Annotated in this window: 18 protein-coding genes; 11 read left to right on the top strand and 7 right to left on the bottom strand. The window is 32.2% G+C overall.

All coding sequences use genetic code 11. The features are described 5' to 3' along the window. Nucleotides 1-13: 13 nt before the first annotated feature. From LW133_RS06245 to LW133_RS06235, 3 genes are read left to right on the top strand one after another with little or no spacing between them, the layout of a single operon-like run. On the top strand, nt 14-1,393 hold the full coding sequence (locus LW133_RS06245; RefSeq protein WP_233077552.1) for an FAD-linked oxidase C-terminal domain-containing protein: 1,380 nt from the start codon (nt 14-16) through the stop codon (nt 1,391-1,393). Continuing rightward, complete coding sequence (locus tag LW133_RS06240) at nt 1,394-2,332, top strand: A/G-specific adenine glycosylase (protein WP_233077551.1); 939 nt, start codon at nt 1,394-1,396, stop codon at nt 2,330-2,332. Further along, complete coding sequence (locus tag LW133_RS06235; protein WP_233077550.1) at nt 2,329-3,483, top strand: MFS transporter; 1,155 nt, start codon at nt 2,329-2,331, stop codon at nt 3,481-3,483. Before LW133_RS06240 ends, LW133_RS06235 begins: the two co-directional genes overlap by 4 nt. A gap of 4 nt (nt 3,484-3,487) precedes the next feature. Here the strand turns inward: LW133_RS06235 and LW133_RS06230 are convergent, their stop codons facing one another. The 6 genes from LW133_RS06230 to LW133_RS06205 all read right to left on the bottom strand — a co-directional run bounded on the left by LW133_RS06230 (nt 3,488) and on the right by LW133_RS06205 (nt 9,496). Next, nucleotides 3,488-3,910, bottom strand: coding sequence for a copper resistance protein CopD (locus LW133_RS06230; protein ID WP_233077549.1), 423 nt, complete (start codon nt 3,908-3,910; stop codon nt 3,488-3,490). 63 nt (nt 3,911-3,973) lie between these two features. Next, nucleotides 3,974-5,254 carry an outer membrane family protein gene (locus LW133_RS06225; protein WP_233077548.1) on the bottom strand — a complete coding sequence of 427 codons (1,281 nt, stop codon included), beginning with the start codon at nt 5,252-5,254 and terminating at the stop codon, nt 3,974-3,976. 2 nt (nt 5,255-5,256) lie between these two features. Beyond that, nucleotides 5,257-6,588: an outer membrane family protein gene (locus tag LW133_RS06220; protein ID WP_233077547.1), complete on the bottom strand. Its 1,332-nt coding sequence runs from the start codon at nt 6,586-6,588 to the stop codon at nt 5,257-5,259. Then, nucleotides 6,588-7,685 (bottom strand): 1-deoxy-D-xylulose-5-phosphate reductoisomerase, encoded by a 1,098-nt coding sequence (dxr, locus tag LW133_RS06215; RefSeq protein ID WP_233077546.1) that lies wholly within the window; start codon nt 7,683-7,685, stop codon nt 6,588-6,590. The genes LW133_RS06220 and dxr overlap by 1 nt, the downstream gene beginning before the upstream one ends. Next, nucleotides 7,685-8,512 (bottom strand): phosphatidate cytidylyltransferase, encoded by an 828-nt coding sequence (locus LW133_RS06210; RefSeq protein WP_233077545.1) that lies wholly within the window; start codon nt 8,510-8,512, stop codon nt 7,685-7,687. Before LW133_RS06210 ends, dxr begins: the two co-directional genes overlap by 1 nt. A gap of 54 nt (nt 8,513-8,566) precedes the next feature. Beyond that, a complete protein-coding gene (locus LW133_RS06205; RefSeq protein WP_233077544.1) occupies nt 8,567-9,496 on the bottom strand; it encodes a D-2-hydroxyacid dehydrogenase in 930 nt (309 codons plus the stop codon). Nucleotides 9,497-9,765: 269 nt separating this feature from the next. Here LW133_RS06205 and argB point away from each other — a divergent pair, with 269 nt between their 5' ends. Beyond that, the gene (argB, locus tag LW133_RS06200; RefSeq protein ID WP_233077627.1) at nt 9,766-10,584 is read left to right on the top strand and encodes an acetylglutamate kinase; all 819 of its coding nucleotides are present in this window, start codon (nt 9,766-9,768) and stop codon (nt 10,582-10,584) included. A 1-nt stretch (nt 10,585) separates the two neighbouring features. Here argB and selA read toward each other — a convergent pair whose 3' ends face one another. Further along, entirely contained in the window at nt 10,586-11,929 is a 1,344-nt protein-coding gene (selA, locus tag LW133_RS06195) for an L-seryl-tRNA(Sec) selenium transferase (RefSeq protein ID WP_233077543.1), read from the bottom strand. Between the two features lie 230 nt (nt 11,930-12,159). Here selA and fliP point away from each other — a divergent pair, with 230 nt between their 5' ends. From fliP to LW133_RS06160, 7 genes are all read left to right on the top strand, one after another. Then, entirely contained in the window at nt 12,160-12,903 is a 744-nt protein-coding gene (gene fliP / locus LW133_RS06190; RefSeq protein WP_408610466.1) for a flagellar type III secretion system pore protein FliP, read from the top strand. Beyond that, nucleotides 12,900-14,942, top strand: a complete 2,043-nt coding sequence (gene ppk1 / locus LW133_RS06185; RefSeq protein ID WP_233077542.1) for a polyphosphate kinase 1 — start codon at nt 12,900-12,902, stop codon at nt 14,940-14,942. Before fliP ends, ppk1 begins: the two co-directional genes overlap by 4 nt. 8 nt (nt 14,943-14,950) lie before the next feature. Then, nucleotides 14,951-16,261, top strand: a complete 1,311-nt coding sequence (glmU, locus tag LW133_RS06180) for a bifunctional UDP-N-acetylglucosamine diphosphorylase/glucosamine-1-phosphate N-acetyltransferase GlmU (RefSeq protein ID WP_233077541.1) — start codon at nt 14,951-14,953, stop codon at nt 16,259-16,261. 75 nt (nt 16,262-16,336) lie between these two features. After that, on the top strand, nt 16,337-16,573 hold the full coding sequence (locus LW133_RS06175) for an HP0268 family nuclease (protein ID WP_233077540.1): 237 nt from the start codon (nt 16,337-16,339) through the stop codon (nt 16,571-16,573). A gap of 24 nt (nt 16,574-16,597) precedes the next feature. Next, nucleotides 16,598-17,917 (top strand): tRNA (N6-isopentenyl adenosine(37)-C2)-methylthiotransferase MiaB, encoded by a 1,320-nt coding sequence (gene miaB / locus LW133_RS06170; protein WP_233077539.1) that lies wholly within the window; start codon nt 16,598-16,600, stop codon nt 17,915-17,917. Continuing rightward, a complete protein-coding gene (locus LW133_RS06165) occupies nt 17,889-18,530 on the top strand; it encodes a lysophospholipid acyltransferase family protein (RefSeq protein WP_233077538.1) in 642 nt (213 codons plus the stop codon). The genes miaB and LW133_RS06165 overlap by 29 nt, the downstream gene beginning before the upstream one ends. A 31-nt stretch (nt 18,531-18,561) precedes the next feature. Then, on the top strand, nt 18,562-19,515 hold the full coding sequence (locus tag LW133_RS06160) for a hypothetical protein (protein ID WP_233077537.1): 954 nt from the start codon (nt 18,562-18,564) through the stop codon (nt 19,513-19,515). The last annotated feature ends 1 nt before the right edge of the window (nt 19,516 follow it).

Genomic DNA, 19,516 nt, shown 5'->3' with positions numbered 1-19,516 from the left:
GAAAAATAATTTTATGTTAGCGCGCGAACATTTTTTATTTTTTCAAAATATTGTAGGAGAGTTGGAGTGTCGGCAAGAAGAAGCGTATTTAAGAGCATATGCTTATGATGCAACTCGTGAGATTTACCAACCAGATTGTGTGCTTTACCCGCAAAATGAAGATCAAATTTCTCAGATTCTAACATATTGCAATACTCATCATATTCCGGTAGTTCCAAGAGGTGCAGGAAGTGGAATGAGTGGAGGTGCTTTAAGTATAGAGGGTGGTGTTGTACTTGCAATGGAGAAATATTTTAATCAAATTTTAGAAATTGATAAAAAAAATCTTATTGCTAGAGTGCAACCTGCTGTGATTAATAAGGATTTTCAAAAAGTTGTGGAAAAAGAGGGGTTGTTTTATCCTCCCGATCCTGCATCACAGGATTTTAGCACTTTGGGAGGTAATGTAAGTGAAAATGCTGGAGGAATGCGTGCTGTAAAATATGGAATCACTAAAGATTATGTTATGGCCTTGCGAATAGTTTTACCAAATGGGAAAATTATCCGTGCCGGAAAAAAAACTATCAAGGATGTAGCAGGATATAATCTCGCGGGTATTATTAGTGCAAGTGAGGGGACTTTGGGAGTAATTACAGAAATTACATTAAAATTGCTTGTTAAGCCCAAATATCAGCAGGTTTTAATGGGTGTTTTTCAAGAAATGCAAAAGGCAATGCAAGCGGTTTATGAAATTATGACAAGTGGTGTTGTGCCTGTGGCGTTGGAGTTTTTAGATTCTTTGACTTTAAGGGCGTTAGAAAAAAGATTTCCCGCTAGTTTTTCCTCTGATGCTCAAGTAATGCTTTTAATGCAAATTGATGGGGAGATAGTTGAATATTTGCAATATCAAAAAAATAAGATTCAAGAAATTTTTATAAAAAATCAATGTCAAGATTTCAAAGTATCACAAAGCAAGGAGGAAGCAGATTTTATTTGGTCTTTTCGGCGTAATGCTTCTCAAAGCCTTAGTATTTATGGAAAAAAACTCAATGAAGATGTTACTGTTCCAAGAAGTAATTTGCCTAAACTTTTGGAGGGGATTGAGGACATAGGTAGAAAATATGGTTTTAAGATTCCTTGTTTTGGTCATGCAGGTGATGGTAATGTGCATGTAAATATTATGGTAGAAAATCCAGATGAAGAACATTTAAAAAAGGGTTATGAGGCGGTGAAAGAGCTTTTTATGTTAGTGGTGGAGCTTGAAGGGACATTAAGTGGCGAACATGGTATAGGTATTTCTAAAGCACCTTTTATGTCTCTAGCATTCAATGAAGATGAAATGGAGCTTTTTAGAGCGATTAAAAAAGCTTTTGATCCAAATAATATTTTAAATCCGCATAAAATGGGGTTGTGATTGTTTCAAAAAGCTCATGATTCTTTATTGCGTTGGTATGGTTTGTATGGGCGTAAGGATTTGCCTTGGCGGAATCTTGTGGGGGAAAATGCGGCCTATGGGGTTTATGTCAGTGAGATTATGTTGCAGCAGACGCAAGTAAATGTAGTATTAGATTATTTTTATCGATTTATGCAAAAATTTCCTACTTTTAAAGACCTTTCATTAGCAAAAGAAGATGAGGTATTGGTTTTATGGAGAGGACTGGGGTATTACTCTAGAGCCAAAAATCTTTTAAAAAGTGCACAAAATACACAAGGAAACTTGCCAAATACTTTTGCAGAACTTAAGGCATTGTCTGGTATTGGTGATTATACAGCAGGAGCGATTTTGTGTTTTGGGTATCATCAAGCAGTAGGATTTTATGATACAAATATCAAAAGATTTTTAGTGCGATATTTTGGATTACAAACTTTTAGCCATAAAGTTTTAAAAGAATATGCAGAAAAATTTTTAAATTTTCAAAACCCCTTTGATCATAATCAGGCTTTGTTGGATTTAGGGGCATTGGTTTGCACAGCAAAAAGTCCAAAATGCTATAATTGCCCCCTTAATAGCACCTGTAAAGGTAGGGAAGATCCCTTATCTTTTGTTTTACATAAGAAAATAGAATATGAAAATTTAGTACTAAGGTTTGGAATTTATCAGGAGAGGGGTGGAGTTGCGATGTTTAGGGATAAAAAATGGAATAATTTGTATAGTTTTCCTGAAATTTTAGTTTCTACGGAGGAATATCTTGGAAGTGTGCGACACACAAGGACAAAGTATAGAATTCAAGCAGAGGTGTATAAAATTACAACTATGCCAAAAGATACAGAATTAATTAGAGATTTTGAGGATTTGCCAATGAGTAGTTTGGGTTTAAAAATCTTAGAACTAATAAATAGGATAAAAAAATGAGAAGCTATCAAGCAATTTTAGTTTTAGCATTAAGTGCCTTTTGTATGGGGGTTACAGAGTTTGTTGTAGCGGGAATTTTACCGAAATTAGTAGTGTTTTTTGAAGTTACAGAATCAAAAGCAGGATTTTTGGTGACAATTTATGCAATTGGCGTGGTGATTGGCGCACCTTTATTAAGTGTGCCATTGAGTTATGTAGATAGGCGTAAACAATTATTGATTAATTTGGCAATTTTTATTGTTGCAAATTTAATGATTGGTTTGAGTACAAATTTTTATTTAACAGCTTTAGCTCGATTTATCGCAGGGTGTATGCATGGTGTATTTTTTGTTAATGCAACTTTGAGTGTTTTAATGGTGGCGCCAAAAGGAAAAGAAAACTCTTCTTTGTCACTTATGGTATCAGGGCTAACAATTGCATTGGTAAGTGGTGTTCCATTAGGGACTTTTGTAGGACAGGTTTTTGGCTTTCAAAGTGTATTTTTTTTCATTGTATTTTTAAGTAGCTGTGCATTTATCGGAGTATTCTTTTTGATGCCAAAAAATTTAGAGAGCAAACAAGCAAACTTTTCTTCTTTATATAAGGCTTTAAAGATTCCTTTTTTGCTAAAAGTATATTGTTTGACTGCAGCAACTTGTGGGGGTGCTTTTGTTCTTTATACTTATATTGCAAGTTTTTTATCCACTTTGAGTGGTTTTAATGAGCATGCTATTGGGATTTTGTTGCTCGTGTATGGTTTTGGTGCAATATTAGGGAATCTTTTTGGTGGTAAGCTTACAGATTTGAGAGGGAGTGTGATGGCATTGCGTATAATTTTGGTATGTCAAGTGATATTTTTTTCACTCATGGGAATTAGTGCACATTCTCAAATACTTGTGAGTATTAATTTGTTTATCATGGGGTTTTTTGCTTTTGCAGGGATTTCTCCACTAAAATCTTTTGCAATGATTGCAGCACAAAAATATGCACAAGATTTTAAAGATAGTGCGGTAAGTGTTAATGAGGCATCTTTTAATGTAGGGATCGCATTAGCATCTTTTTTTGGCGGTTTGATTGTAGAGATATTTGGTGTGGGATACAATCCTTTTTTTGCTGCTTTGTTTGTGTTGCCTGCATTATGGATTGTCACCACACAACCTAGAACAATCTAAGGTTTTAGAGATAAAACATAAATTTTGCTAGAGTAATAATTAAAATACATAAAACAAAGATAATGGGATGAATGAATTTTCCCAAAGGATTTTTGCATTTAAAAATAAAATGGCAACTAAGAGAGAAGACTACAAAAATAAAAATTAGTGCTGCAAGACATATTTTGATAAGAAGGAGTTTTTGCAACATGCTTTCTAATGGTTGAGCAAAGTATTTTCCTGCCATAGCACCGCCTGTGATAAAAAGCATCAAAACCACAAAGGGCATAAAACGCGTGATTTTTTGTGAAATGGCATCAAGGGTTTTTTGAGAATCTGTTTTAGTTTTTATTTTTGCAAGTATTACTACATCAAAAAATAAATAGCCTACAAAAATAATTGCACAAAAAAGATGAATAATGAGAAAAAACGGATAAATTTTGTCCATGATAAAGCCTTATAATTGAAATAAGACAATTCTATAGTTTCTATTTAAATATTTGTAGGGTAATTATATTTTATAGATAATTTGTAAAATAAACTTGCTTCTATCACTATGAATATCTTTGTGTAAAACAATAGGATTATTGTGTATATCTACTGCTCCTAGCGTATAGCCTTTGTGTGTAATATCATCAAGATATTGTAATTTAAGATTCCATTTTAATTTTGGTGTGATTTGTGATTCTAGATAAAGTGTTATTGCATTTTCCGTGCTTCGAGGGCTCGTGGTGTGGCGTCCTTGGATTTTGAGGTTGAAATAATTATGGTTATATCCTAGATAAATAATTTCACTTAAAGCATTTCTACCTACAATATCACTTAGTGCACCCGTATCATAGAGACTACCATCCCAAATATCTACAGAAACAGGGTTCCCATAGATTCCGATTCTTCCATTTGCATTGCCAAAGTTTTTGTAGATACTACCACCAAAGTTAAAATTTTTATATGTGAAATTTTGCTCAAACATAAAAGTTTGTGCTTGAGAATCTAAAAGGCTTCCAAAAGCAATACTATCATTTTGTTGTGCAGATAGGTGGTGATGAAAAGCAAAAAGCGAAATTATTGTAGTTTTTGAGGAAAAATTTTTATTTTGATAGGTGTAGCAAAGGTTAATTTGTGGAGCAGTATAATAGTTTGGGCTTAAATAAATAAGGGTTTTTAATAAAAGTCCAAAATGGCTTTGATAATTTGCTCCTAGAATAAAAAGTTCATGATTTTGTGTATAAAATCTTCCAAAGTCATAAAACCAATCAGAGTAAACCGAAGCTCTTGCATCGGAAAAAAGTCCATAAAATAAAAAATCTTGTAAACTATAGCGTAATTCAATCCCTTGATTATAATCGCTAAAAAAATCATAATCTTCTAATTCATATCGCCCTAGTTTTATCATTAAGTTTTTATTTTGAAAGGATAAAAAGGCATTATGTAGGATAAAAAATCGTGGAAATGTATCTGTGTTTATCCCGCTATGTCCTTGGTAAAATCCAATATAGCTGGTAATATTTGGCGCTATGGGAGTATTTTTATTTTGAAACTTTGTACTATCTAAAATAATGCCATTGGCACTTATACCTAATTTGAATTGCAAGAAAGAAAAAGGGGAGTAAGTGATATTTCCTTGCGCTAAAAGAGTACCATAAGAATCTGTAGGATAGAGATTTTGCATAGGATTATAGGTTTTGTTAAAGAAACCAATTTTACTAAAAAGATTGATAGAACCATCGTATTGCAGAGGTTTTGCAAGGGTTATAGTAATGAAAAAAAATAGTAAAAAAATCTTATACATTATTAAAAACTATGTGTGATGTAGGTGGAAATAAAACTACGATCATCCCAGCGTGAATGTTGCAAATATGTTTTATAGATTTTATAATTTTTATGGGTATAGACTTCAAAAATAGTTAAATTGATACCAATATTGAGGTTTTTGGCAATATTATAAGTAGTACCAATAGAAAGACTTTCTTCAAAAACTCTTCTTGATGTAGTTGTGCGATTGAGAATTTTAATAGTATATTTTTCTCCTTTTTTAGCCCAGAAAAAAATTGCACTGAAAGAATCAGGGTCAAAAAGTCCATTATTTGCTGTACCACGATCATAGATTGTATTATCTTTAGCATCAATTCCAATGGGGTTTCCATTGTTTCCTACAAAGGCATTGGGATTATTTATTGTGCCATATAGTTGGAAACCAAGATTGTGTTTCCCCATAGTTTCTGAAGAAATATCAAAGCTTTGTTTGAGGGTAAGAACCACGCCCCCTTTTCCTACTTTTCTACCTTGATAGCCGTATAAATAAGGGCTTTTAGGGTCAATCATTCCTATAATGGGAGCATCTCCTGTATCATAGCTAGAGAGTTTGTCTCTTCCTTCTTGGAAATGAAAAGGTGCTAATATATAAAAATCTGTATGGCTACTAAGTTTTTGAGAAATATTTTTTTTATATCCTAGGTGGATTCCTGGAGCGATATAGCGAGTGAGTTGGAATTGTAAATAAGTATGAATGAGAAAATTTTTTGGTGTGATTTTGCTACCTAGGATCACGGCTGGCATTTTGGTGCCATTGATAAAGCGATATGTTTTTAGCCACTTACCCCCATAACTTGATTTTTTTTCACTAACTGTGATGTAATTATCAGTAATTCCTTTTTTATAATGCATTTCTATAGCTGCATGTCTTCCAGTGAGCCATTCCGTACTTTTTAGGAGGAAACGCCCCACCTGGATACTAAAGGAATCGTTTTTATATCCAAAATAAAGATCTTTTATAAAATAATTTTGAGTATTGCTTGGGGTAGCCTTGATATTACCTAAAAATCCACTATTGTAGCCTACATATTTATAAGCTAATCCACCTTTTGTGTCAGGATTGTTTTTTGTGTCATCAAAAATCAATCCTCCAAATGCAAAACTTGCACCAAAACTAAAGCCGTTATCAAGTATTTTGTTGTAATTGATTGCACTATAAATTGTTCCAAAACTTTCTGTAGGATAAGTGCCTTTGGCATAGTCGATTGGACTATGATTGAAACCAAACTTGCTATATTCTGTAAATTCTATACTAAAATCTTTTGCAAAAATAAAAGTGCATAAGTAGAGAAAGATAGTTTTTAGTTTCATTATAGATCCAATGTTTTAGTAATTTGTTGTTTAATTTCTTGATGTAGAGAAAAAATAGAATCAATATCATTGAGATTTTGAGTGTGATTGTAGAATTTCTCGATAATTTTAAGAAGATTCTCTGCGATTTGTCCAAAGAGAATTTTATTCTCCAAAAATGCATGTACTAAAATATCATTTGCGCTATTAAGGATTGCTCCGAGTTTTGGATTGTTGAGTAATTCTTGCTTGATTTGCCAAATAGGATATCTTTGGATATCAATAGATTCAAAATGTAAATTTTTTAGTTTTTCTAGTGGAAATGAGGGAATAATGTTTTCTTGTGTAGCTTTTTTGGGGTCTAGGGCATAGGCAATAGGTAGTGCCATATCAGGCAGAGAAAAGTGTGCAGTCATTGAACCATCTATAAAATGTATTAATGCATGGACACTTGAGCTTTTTTCAATAATGGCAGAAACTCTAGAGGTGTTAAAAAGCCATTTTGTTTCAAGAAGTTCAAAAAGTTTGTTGACCATGGTAGCAGAATCAATCGTGATTTTATGTCCCATTTTCCAGTTGGGATGCTTAAGTGCATTTTCTTTTGTTTGTTGATAGATTAAATCTAGAGTCATATCTCTAAAAGCCCCACCACTTGCAGTGATAACAAGTTCTTTTATGGGGCGATTATTTAAAAGATACCAGATTCCAAAATGTTCGCTATCTATTGGAATGATGGGATAATCATCAAAGAGCCATCCTCCACTAACTAAGCTTTCCTTATTGGCAAGTGCGAGGGTTTTTTGATATGTTTTTGCATAAAGACTAGGGCGTAATCCTGATAAACCAACAAGAGCATTGACTACAAGTGAAGATTGAGAGTTTCTAATTGCTTCTAAGATTCCATCCATACCAAATAAAACTTTACAATTTTTTGCTTGAAGTTTGGGGAGATCATTTTTATCGGCAATTACAACAATTTTTGGATCAAAGGTTTGGATTTGTTGATTGAGTAGGGATATATTTTTTCCTGCACAAAGCACCTCAACTTGCAAATTAAAGGCTTTTGCAATTTTTAGAGTTTGTGTACCAATAGATCCTGTGCTGCCTAATAAAATCATTAAAGATTCCCAAGTAAAAATAAACTATTAGATTTGTTAGGTAAAAAAGAAGGTAGAATGTAGTGCATGGTAACCGCACCAAATAAAATAGCATCAAAACGATCAAGGATTCCGCCGTGTCCTGGAAGAATATTGCCACTATCCTTGAGATTGGCTTTACGTTTGAGATAACTTTCAAATAAGTCACCTAGTATGCCAGAAATTGCTATGATAAGACTGATAAAAAATGCAAAAAATAAATTATAGTTAAGGAAATATGTGCCAAAAATTCCCCCCGTAACAACAGAAAAAAGAGTTCCTATAATTACGCCTTCTATTGTTTTTTTGGGACTTGTGGGACTTAGTGGTGTTTTGCCAAATATTCTTCCTCCAAAATATGCAGCACTATCACATATTGCAATAATAAGAATAAGCCATACAATAATGAAAACTCCAAAATCTCTATAAAGAGTAAAAAGGATGATAAAAGGTATGGTGGGGTAAATGAAAGCTAAAATAGCTTTGGGGGTAATTTTCTGTTTATAGGCAAGAATTCCAGCCAAAATCATTGTAAAAAACAATGCAGATTCTATAGAAGTTTCGAAAAAGAACGTATAGCACCATAAAACAATTGCAAGGCAAAGATAGGGGACATAAGATTCTTTACATTCAAAAAGTCTTAGAGCTTCTTTAAAACCGAGTAAAAAAGAAACACCAAGTATAATCCATGTAAAAATAACATTATCTAAAATAATATCTATTAAGATGCATGATGCCAAAATTGCAATTAAAATAACACCGGTGACATAACGCTTTGTTTCAGAAAAAAACGCCTTTTTCAGTTTCATTAAATTCCTCAAAATTACAAAATTACGTCACATTATAACAAAAAAAGGAATTTGTTATTCCTGTAGAAAGTCTTTAACATTTTGTAAAGTCTTTTGCACTAAAATATTCTTTGAATTTTCATAAGCCCAAGCAATGTGAGGAGTAATAATGATTTTTTTATGCAATAAGGGGTTTAAAAAAGGGTGATTTTTTTGCATAGGTTCTTTTTCTAAGACATCTGTACCAAAATAAATTTCACGCATTAGAAGTTCTTTTGCTATATCTTCTTCATTGACAATTCCTCCGCGTCCTACATTGATAAGCACAGCCTTATCTTTGAGTAGAGCAAGTTTTTTGGCATTAAGCAAATCTTTTGTTTGAGTTGTTAGAGGAGAATGGATAGAAATAATATCTGAGGTTTTAAGTAATGTGTCAAGATCTTTATAAGTATAATGGGTATCTTGTTTATTTTGACTAATAGAGGCATAAGAGATTTGTGCACCAAAAGCTTCTGCTAATTTTGCTACCTCTTTGCCAATGCTTCCTAGCCCTATAATCCCCCATTGTTTAGAATCAAGTTGTGCTAATCCATCTTGAACATGGGTAAAAATATCACTTTTTGTCCAGTCTCCACTTTTGCAATAAGTATCATAGTATGAAAGATTTGATAAAAGATTTAAGGCTAAAACTAGCGTATGTTGTGCAACACTTTTTGTAGAATATCCCGCAACATTTTTTACTACGATTCCTTGTTCTTGTGCATAGGCAACATCAACAATATCCATTCCTGTTGCCATGATCGCGATAAGTTTTAAATGCGGGCATTGTTGTAAAATTTCTTTTTTTAAAGGAACTTTATTTGTGAGAACTATCGTAGCATCTTGGATTCTTTCATAAATCTCTTGTGTAGAGGTTGTGGGGTAGGAGATAAACTCTCCATATTCTTTTAAAGAATCTAGATTTACATCACCTAGGGTTTTTGCATCCAAACATATAATTTTCATTATTGCTCCTCCAAGAATAAGTTCCTCTATTGTATTATTTTCCTTGAAAATATATAAAATAATTTTTGCAATTTTTAATAAAAAAGGTAAAAAAGTTACCTAAGGTAAAAAAATATTGAATTTTTGTAATTAAGGTTTAATTTAAAAATACGAGAAGATTATTTTGTAAGTTTGGGTTGATAGACTAGTTTTGTATTTTACAATGTAATTTTTGTATAATTTAAAAATATTTTATTCCTTGGAGATGGTTTGTGAATTCTAGCAATATTATTAATATTTTATTAGATTCTCTTCCTTTTATACGGCAGTTTCAAAATCAAGTTATGGTGATTAAATATGGTGGTGCTGCACAAATTAATCCCGATTTAAAGCTTAGTTTTGCGAAAGATATTGCTTTGTTGCATTTATTGGGAATTAAAGTGGTGATTGTGCATGGAGGTGGTAGAAGTATCAATGAAATGCTAGATCGTTTAGAGATTGCTAGTGAGTTTGTTGATGGTGTACGTGTAACAAGTCAAGAGGCAATGCCTGTTGTTGAAATGGTTTTGAGTGGAAATATTAATAAAGAGCTTTGCGATTTTCTTAATACAAATGGAGCGAGGGCTGTGGGGATTAGTGGCAAAGATGGGCACTTGTTTGGTGCGGTAAGTGAAAGTGGAAATTATACAGGCAAAATTACAAAAGTGGACCCTAGCCTTATATATTTGCTTTTAGATGGTGGTTTTGTGCCAGTGATTGCACCAATTGCATATGGAGAGAGTTTAAAACATGAAGGATTTAATATTAATGCAGATTATGTGGCTTGTGAAATAGCTAAAGCAATAAATGCATCAAAGATTATTTTCTTGACAGATATTAAAGGAGTGCTCGATCAAAATAGTAAACTAATTCCAACACTTGATAAGGAACTTTTTGAAACTTTAAAAAAAGAAAATGTTATCACGGGTGGAATGATACCTAAATTGCAATCTTGCTTTGAATGCACAAAAAATAATGTACAAAAAGCTCATATTATTGATGGCAGAATCAAACATTCTTTGCTTTTAGAGCTTTTTACAAGCGGTGGGATTGGGACAGAGATTTATTAATTTAATCAAGATCTTTTAAAATATTTTGTATTTTTGCAAAATGTTCTTGATTAATACATCGTAAATCAAGCAAAATTTGGTTATTTTTGATTCTTGCTATAAGACCTTGCAATCGTAGTTTGACACTAAGGTTTTGTACATTTTTGTGATTGTGTTGTAGTGCTATTGCATAAGAATCAAAAATCATATCTGGAAGGCTACCACCCCCAGCTTTTGAGGTGGTAGGTATAATTTGTGTGGAGAAATTTTTAAGATTTTTAAGAAGCTCTAAGAGATCTTTAGCTTTTTGTAAAATTTCTTTTGTATCTTGATTTAGCAATGCTATTGTAGGGATTTCTTGTAGGGAGTTATGAAGATATGCAAGAAGTGTTTCTTGTAAGAAAATTAGACTAATTTTATCAATACGCAATGCGCGCAATAAATGATTTTTTTTGAGTTTTTCAATTAAGTGTGTTTTACCAAAAATAATTCCTGCTTGAGGTCCACCTAGAAGTTTATCACCACTAAAGCTCACAAGAGATGGGGAAAGTTTTGCAATTTCAATTAAGGAAGGTTCATTGCAAGAAATTCCTTTGATATATCCACTTCCTACATCATAATAGTCAATAATATTATGTTTTTGTGCTAGTTCCTTAATCTCTTTGAAGTCTACATGCTGCACAAAGCCAGTCTGAGAAAAATTGCTTTGGTGTACTTTTAAAAGCATAGTGGTTTCTTCATTGATGGCATTTTGATAGTCTTTTAGATGCGTTTTATTGGTAGCGCCTACCTCAATTAATTTAGCTCCTGATTGTTTGATAACCTCAGGGATTCTAAAACTTCCTCCAATTTCTACGAGTTCTCCACGAGAAATTACCACCTCTTTTTCTTTAGCAAACGTATTGATAATGAGCATTACAGCGGCCGCATTATTATTAACAACAAGCGCATCTTCACATTCAAAAAGTGCACAAATAATTTCTTTTACATGTGTATATCGTTCACCTCTTTCACCTTTCATGAGATCATATTCTAAGTTATTATACTCGCTAAGCAAAGGTAGAGATTTGTGAATAATAGAAGGAGAAAAAATACTTCTTCCCAAATTTGTTTGCAAGACAATTCCTGTGGCATTGATGAGAGGCTGAAAAGATGGAGTAGTAATTTGATGATATTTTTTTTGGATACAAGAAAAGATTTCTTCTTGTCTAGGGGTAGTCGCGATAGTTTTTTGTAAGATTTTTTTGCGAATATCTTGTAAGATTTCTTTTGCTATTTGTTTAAGAAGCACGGGATTATAATGTGCGAAATCCTTATGTTTTAAAATATTGTCTATTTTTGGTAGCAAGGAGAGTAGTTTCTGCATTTTTTTCCTTTTTTTGTATAAAAATATTTCATTTTTTTATCAAGATTTTTTTATAAATTATAGCAATATATGAATTTTTTTGTATTTTACAAAAATGTGTTATTATTTCGGAATTTTGGAGTGTCTTAAATATAAAATGAGGTAGTAAAGAAGAAAAATAAATTACCAAATATTTTTAGAATAAGAGATGCTAAAACAATGTATTTACTTAATAGACAAAGGGTGAGTTTTTGAAAACAAATAAGTTATTTTGGGTGTTTTTATGTTTGACTTGTTCTTTTGTGTTTGCCGCAAATCCTACAATCCCTACAATTAATCTTTCTTTGAGTGCACCTGATACGCCAAAACAACTTGTGACTACCTTAAATGTAGTAGTTGTTTTAACTTTACTGGTTTTGGCACCTTCTTTAGTGCTTGTAATGACAAGTTTTACTCGTCTTGTAATTGTTTTTTCTTTTTTGAGAACTGCATTAGGAACACAGCAATCTCCTCCTACACAAATTCTTGTTTCTTTGGCAATGGTATTGACTTTTTTTATTATGGAGCCTGTAGTTAAAAAATCTTATAATGAAGCAGTCGTGCCATATTTGGATAATAAAATTTCTTATGAAGTAGCCTTTGAAAAAGGAGTAGAGCCTTTTAAGGAATTTATGTTAAAGAATACTAGAGAAAAAGATATTGCATTATTTTATAGAATTAGAAATTTACCCAATCCAGAAACTCCACAACAAGTTTCCCTGATAGCTCTTATTCCAGCTTTTATGATCAGTGAGCTAAAAACTGCATTTCAAATTGGTTTTTTACTATACTTGCCATTTTTGGTTATAGATATGGTTGTAAGTTCAATTCTTATGGCGATGGGGATGATGATGTTGCCACCTGTTATGATTTCTTTGCCTTTTAAGATTCTTATTTTTATTTTGGTAGACGGATTTAATCTTTTGATTGGGAATCTTGTTGAGAGTTTTAAATGAAAGATAAGGCAGTTTTTTTTAATCGTGAATTATCGTGGTTGCAATTTAATTCTAGAGTGCTTGATCAGGCAAGAGATGAAAAAAAACCACTTTTAGAGAGATTGAAATTTTTAGCAATCTATGGAACAAATCTTGATGAGTTTTATATGATTCGGGTTGCGGGACTAAAAAATCTTTATGCTAATGGTATTGTTAAGGCGGGGGTAGACGGTTTAAGTGTAAAAAAACAGCTAGATTTCATTGATATGTATTTGCGGAAAGAGAAGAAAGAATTTGAGGCATTGTATTTTAAAATTTGTGCACAATTAAAAGCAGAGGGACTTGGGATTTATTCATATCAAGAATTAGATGATACATTGAAAGAATATGCCAAGGAATATTTTTACAAGCATTTGTATGTAATTGTTGTGCCTGTGGTAATGGATTTTAAAAATCCATTACCACATTTATATAATCTTAGTGTAAGTATTGTGACTTTATTAAAAGATAAAGAAAATGGTGAGAGAATGTATGGAATTGTGCGGATTCCTAGAGCAATTGAGCGTTTTGTAATGCTAAAAAAAGGAGTGTATGTTAATATTGAGAGTATTGTTGATGCATTTTTGCCTAGTTTGTTTAATGGGTTTGAGGTGTTAGATACTCTACTTTTTCGCATTACTAGAAACGCAGATATTGAAATTGAAGAAGAAGAAGCAGATGACTTTATAGAGCTTTTGAGCGAAGGTTTAAAGGCTAGAGAAAAAGGAAGAGTTGTAAGGTTAGAGTTTGAAAAAAAAATACAATCTCAAGAATTGCAAGATTTTATCCAGTATCAAGTAGGTGTACATAAAGAGGATATATTTTTATATACAATATTGTTGCATGTAGGTAGCTTGTGGGAGATTGCTAATAAAAAAGAGTTTGCTCATCTTTCCAAAAAACCTTTTACTCCCAAGGTTTTACCTCCATTGAATTTTAAAGATTGTATTTTTAAAACTATTTCTAAACAAGATGTTGTTTTGTTCCATCCTTACGAAAGTTTTGAGGGAGTGGTAAATTTTATTCATCAAGCAAGCTTAGATCCTGAGGTCATATCTATTAGAATGACACTTTATCGTGTGGGTAAGGATTCTCCGATTATAGAGGCTCTTATTCGTGCGGCAGAAAGTAAGCAAGTAACCGTTTTAGTGGAATTAAAAGCTCGCTTTGATGAAGAGAATAATTTGCATTGGGCAATGGCTTTAGAAAAGGCAGGAGTACATGTAATTTATGGAGTACCTAGATTAAAGGTTCATGCAAAAATTACCTTAGTGGTGCGTCAAGAAGATAATCAGCTTAAAGGTTATGTGCATTTAAGTAGTGGAAATTATAATCCTGTTTCTGCAAAAATTTATACAGATTTGAGCTATTTTACTGCGAATCCAAAAATTGCAAATGATGCAATAAGACTTTTTCATGCATTATCTACAGGCACTTCTTATAGAACAACGTTGGAATATTTAAATATTGCTCCGACACAAATTAAAAATAAAATTTTATCAATGATTGATGAGGAGATGGTTTATGGAAGTGAGGGAAAGATTATTTTTAAAGCCAATGCTCTTGTAGATAGTGATATAATTAAAAAGCTTTATGAAGCATCAAATGCTGGTGTAAAAATTTGGCTAATTATACGCGGGATTTGTTGCTTAGTGCCAAATATTAAAGGAATGAGTGAAAATATTAAAGTGATTTCTTTGGTGGGAAAATATCTTGAACATGCAAGAATCTATTATTGTGCGCATCAAGAATATATTTATTTTTCAAGTGCAGATTTGATGCCACGAAATCTTGAAAGGCGTGTGGAGATTTTAATTCCAATTACGCAAAAAAATTTGTATCAAAAAATTTTAGATATCTTGCTTATCCAGCTAAGAGATGATATAAATGCTTATGAATTACAAAGTGATGGTAGTTATTTACCAAAAGAGCTTTGTGAGATGATTGATACACAAAGTTTATATGAAGAATATGTTAATAAACTTTATTATTTATATCAGCAAGGAAATATTTCTTTTTAAGGATTGGTATGCGAACTTCAATTGTGATTATGGCTGCAGGAAAAGGTACAAGAATGCATTCTGCTTTGCCAAAAGTTTTACATAAAATTTGTGGAAAGCCTATGCTTTTTTATATTATTAGAGAAGCATTGAAGGTTAGTGATGATGTGCATGTTGTATTGTCGCATCAAGCTGCAATGATTGAGGAAAGATTGAAACAAGATTTTGATAATTTACATTTTCACTTGCAGGATTTACAGAATTTTGCGGGCACTGGTGGAGCTTTAATGCAACAAGGAAGTAAGAAGCTTTTGGATACAAAATATAATCGTATTTTAATTTTAAATGGGGATATGCCTTTAATTTATGTAGATATTTTGGAAAATCTTTTGAGAGTAAATGCGCCGATGGTCTTAGGAATATTAGAATTGCAAGATCCTAGCGGATATGGTAGGATTTTAATGGATGGGGATTGTGTGAAGGGGATTGTTGAAGAAAAAGATTGTACGCAGGTCGAAAAAAAAATCAAAAAAGTTAATGCAGGAATTTATGTGGTAGATAAAAAATTACTACAAGAATTTATTCCAGCTTTGGAAAATCAAAATGCGCAACAAGAATACTATCTTACTGATATTGTACAAAAAGGTGTGCAAAAAGGTGTAGAGATTAAGGTTTTTATGGGTGATGTAGAGAGTTTTATGGGGGTAAATTCTAAGCTAGATCTTTGTAATGCACAAGAAATTATGTTGCAAAGATTAAGGAAAAAGGCAATGTTAAATGGTGTAATTATGCATTTGCCTCATACAATTTACTTGGAAGAGGATGTAGAATTTGTTGGGGAGTGTGAATTGCAAGAGGGAGTGAGGATTATTGGTAAAAGTGTAATTGAAGAAAGTGTGATTAAATCTCATAGTGTAATTGAAGAAAGTATAATTAAAAATAGTGATATAGGGCCATTGGCACACATCCGCCCAAAAAGTGTAATTAGGGATAGCCATATTGGTAATTTTGTGGAGGTAAAGGCAGGGGATTTAGAAGGAGTAAAAGCAGGACATTTGAGTTATTTGGGAGATTGTGAAATTAAAAAGGGAAGTAATATTGGCGCAGGGGTGATTACTTGCAATTATGATGGAAAAAATAAGCATAAAACTTGGATTGGTGAAAATGTATTTGTGGGGAGTGATAGCCAAATTATTGCACCGGTGAAAATTGATTCTGAAGTATTAATTGGCGCGGGAAGCACGGTTAATAAGGATTGTAATATAGGGGACTTGGTATTAAGTAGAGTGGAACAAAAAAATATTGCAAAAGGGTATTATAAAGTTTTCAAGGACAAGTGATTTTTAAAAGAAAATTTACTTTTTTAGAATCACGATGGTATAATTATAAAATTTAGTCAAGAAGTAGGAGTTTTTATGGAGTTAAAGTTAGCAAAAATTGATCATAATGTAGAATCAAATACGATTACTTTGGAAGAGATTATAAAAGCAGCACAAAGTGAAAAATTTTTTTATTTTGCGCAAGAAAACAAGGAAAAAGATTTGCAAAAAGTGATGCAGAACTTTATTGATAAAAATCGTTTTGCAAAACTTAGCAAGGTGTCTTATGGGTTGGATGAAAAAGATTTCGTTTATGAGTTACACATTATTTGATTGCGATTTGAGATAAAAAAGTAAATGAAGCTTTATATTGAAACTTTGGGTTGCGCGATGAATACGCGTGATAGTGAACATATGATTTCTGAATTGCAGAAAAAAGAGGGTTATGAATTAACAAATGATGCAAAAGATGCAGATTTAATTTTGATTAACACTTGCAGTGTAAGAGAAAAGCCTGAGAGAAAATTATTTTCTGAAATTGGACAATTTGCAAAGATTAAAAAAGTGGGTGCTAAAATTGGCGTATGTGGCTGTACAGCTAGTCATATGGGAGAGCAGATTATAAAAAGAGCCCCGAGTGTAGATTTTGTATTAGGGGCAAGAAATGTCTCAAAAATTACTGAAGTATTACATAAGCCTAAAGCTGTAGAAGTTAGTATTGATTATGATGATAGCACTTATGTATTTGATGTTATAAAAAATACTGGAATTAAAGCCTTATTAAATATTTCAATTGGTTGTGATAAAAAATGTGCTTATTGTATCGTGCCACACACTAGAGGCAAGGAAATTTCTATTCCTCTTGATTTGCTTTTAAAGGAAGCAAATAAGCTTGTTGCAAGTGGAGTTAAAGAGATTATGCTTTTAGGACAAAATGTCAATAATTATGGGTCACGATTTTCTATCCCTCATGAAAAAATTGATTTTGCTGGATTATTAAGAGAGTTAGAAAAAATTGAAGGCTTACATAGAATCCGTTTCACTTCACCTCATCCTTTACATATGGATGATACATTTTTAGAGGAGTTTGCACGCAACAAAAAAGTATGCAAATCAATCCATATTCCCTTACAGAGTGGGTCTACGCAAATTCTTCGTGCGATGCGTCGCGGATATACTAAGGAGTGGTATTTAAATCGTATTAAAAAATTAAGATCTTTAGTGCCTGATGTGGGGATTAGTACAGATATTATTGTGGGTTTTCCCACTGAGAGTGATGCAGATTTTCAGGATACTATGGATGTTCTTGAGGCGGTACGATTTGATACAATGTACAGTTTTGTATATTCCCCTCGTCCATATACAGAATCTGCAAGTTGGGGACGAGAAAAAGAAGTGGATAAAGAAGTAGCCTCAAAAAGATTGGCGATATTACAAAATCGCCATAAAGAAATTTTAAAAGAAGATGCAAAAAAAGAACTAGGAAAAACTTATACAATTTTAGTGGAAAATAATAAGCAATCTCCTGTAGAGGTGTTTTCTGAGGGGCGTAGTGATAATGGCAGATTAATAAAAATTCAAGGGGAATTTTTAGATATAGGAAGCTTTGCAGAAGTGGAAATTGTGGCGACAGATGGAGGCAGTCTGATTGGAAAAAGCAAAGCAGTTAAAGCGTAATATTCTTTTATTTTTTTTACCAAGACTGGTATGGGTATTGTTGTGGATACTTTATTTAACATGTCGGAATAGGTTTTATATTTCTAAAAAACTTGAAGAGACAAACTGTATTGCAACATTTTGGCATGGAGAATTTTTAATGCTTCCTTTTGCATATTTAAAATTAAGAAAAAAACCAAAAATTTTTGTAATTTCAAGCAAACATTTTGATGGGGAGTTGATGGTGCGTCTTTATAGTTATTTTGGTTTTAAAACAATCCGTGGTTCCACAAATTATGATGGAGTAAATCGTGGAGGAGTAAAAGTTTTAAAAGAATCTTTTAAATATTTAAGAAATGGATGGGATACAGGAATTACTCCAGATGGACCTAAGGGACCTTATCACAGCATTGCAGATGGTGTTGTTGCGATGGGACAAAAAACTCAAACTCCTTTAAGTGTTTTTAGGGTACGACCACATAAGTGTTGGAGATTGAATACTTGGGATAGATTTGAGATTCCAAAGCCTTTTAGCAAAATTGATTATTATCTAATGGATCCTTTTGTTTTAAAAAAGGAATGGAGTGTTGATGACGCGAAAATAAAAATTTATGAAAAAATGCAGGCTTTATGATAAAATTTTATAGTTTTTGTAAAAGAAGATAGTGATGTTTGGTTTTAATAAGATTTTGCGCTCATTGTTTTCCAATACTTTTATAGCAATTAATATTGATGGAAATATTTGCTATGTAAAAGTTCTACGCCTCAAGGAAGGGAGGATTGTTGAAGATTTTAGCAAAGAATTTAAAATTTTAGAAGGACAGCTTCCTTTTGAGTTGATTAAGTTTATTAAAAATTATAAAAGACGCTATCCTTTTTCTTATATAGGTGTGATGGCAAAGACCTATAATCAAGGTGTGTATAATCCCCAAAGACCAGAGATTTTAGAAAGCAATGGTGTAAATATTAGAGAGTGTAAAGTTTTAAAATTTGATAATTGGAATGCCTATATTAAAAAAAATGAAATTGAGGAGATTCAAAAGCAGCTTGATCGCTTTGGCGGAGTAGATTATATTTTTTCCCCTTTTGTAATTACTTATCTTGCGATTAAAAAAGAACTCGATTCTAAATCAAGACTTTATATTCTTTATGAAAAAAGTAATATTGCAATTTTGATTGCTAATTGTGATGAGGTATATTTTGCGGGATATTTTATGATTGAAAGTGAAATTTCTCAAGCTCAAGAAGAGGTAAAATATGCTAATGATTTATTAGAAAATACTTTTGATATCATGGAGGAATTGGAAGATTTTGAAGATTTTGAAGATTTTGACTTTTTTAATGAAAATAAGGAAGAAGAAGAGGTGGAGCAGACAATTCAAGATATGAATCAGGCATCTATTGTGGCAGGAATCATTCAAAACTCGCTTAATGAATTTTATAGTAATGATCTCTATGAGGAAAAATTTGTTGAAGAGATTGTTATTTTAGATAATGTTGGGATTTCTAATGAGGGGTTAAAATATATTGCCGATACCACTTTGATGGATATTAAAAAGGAGCAATTTGATTTGATGCAAGAGTTGCTTGCAATAATTCAAGTTGAATTTGGATTATGAT

The sequence above is a fragment of the Helicobacter anatolicus genome, from assembly GCF_021300615.1.
Lineage (GTDB): Bacteria > Campylobacterota > Campylobacteria > Campylobacterales > Helicobacteraceae > Helicobacter_H > Helicobacter_H anatolicus.
The sequence above is the reverse complement of the archived record's forward strand: the minus strand, read 5'-3'. Positions and strand labels throughout refer to the sequence as shown.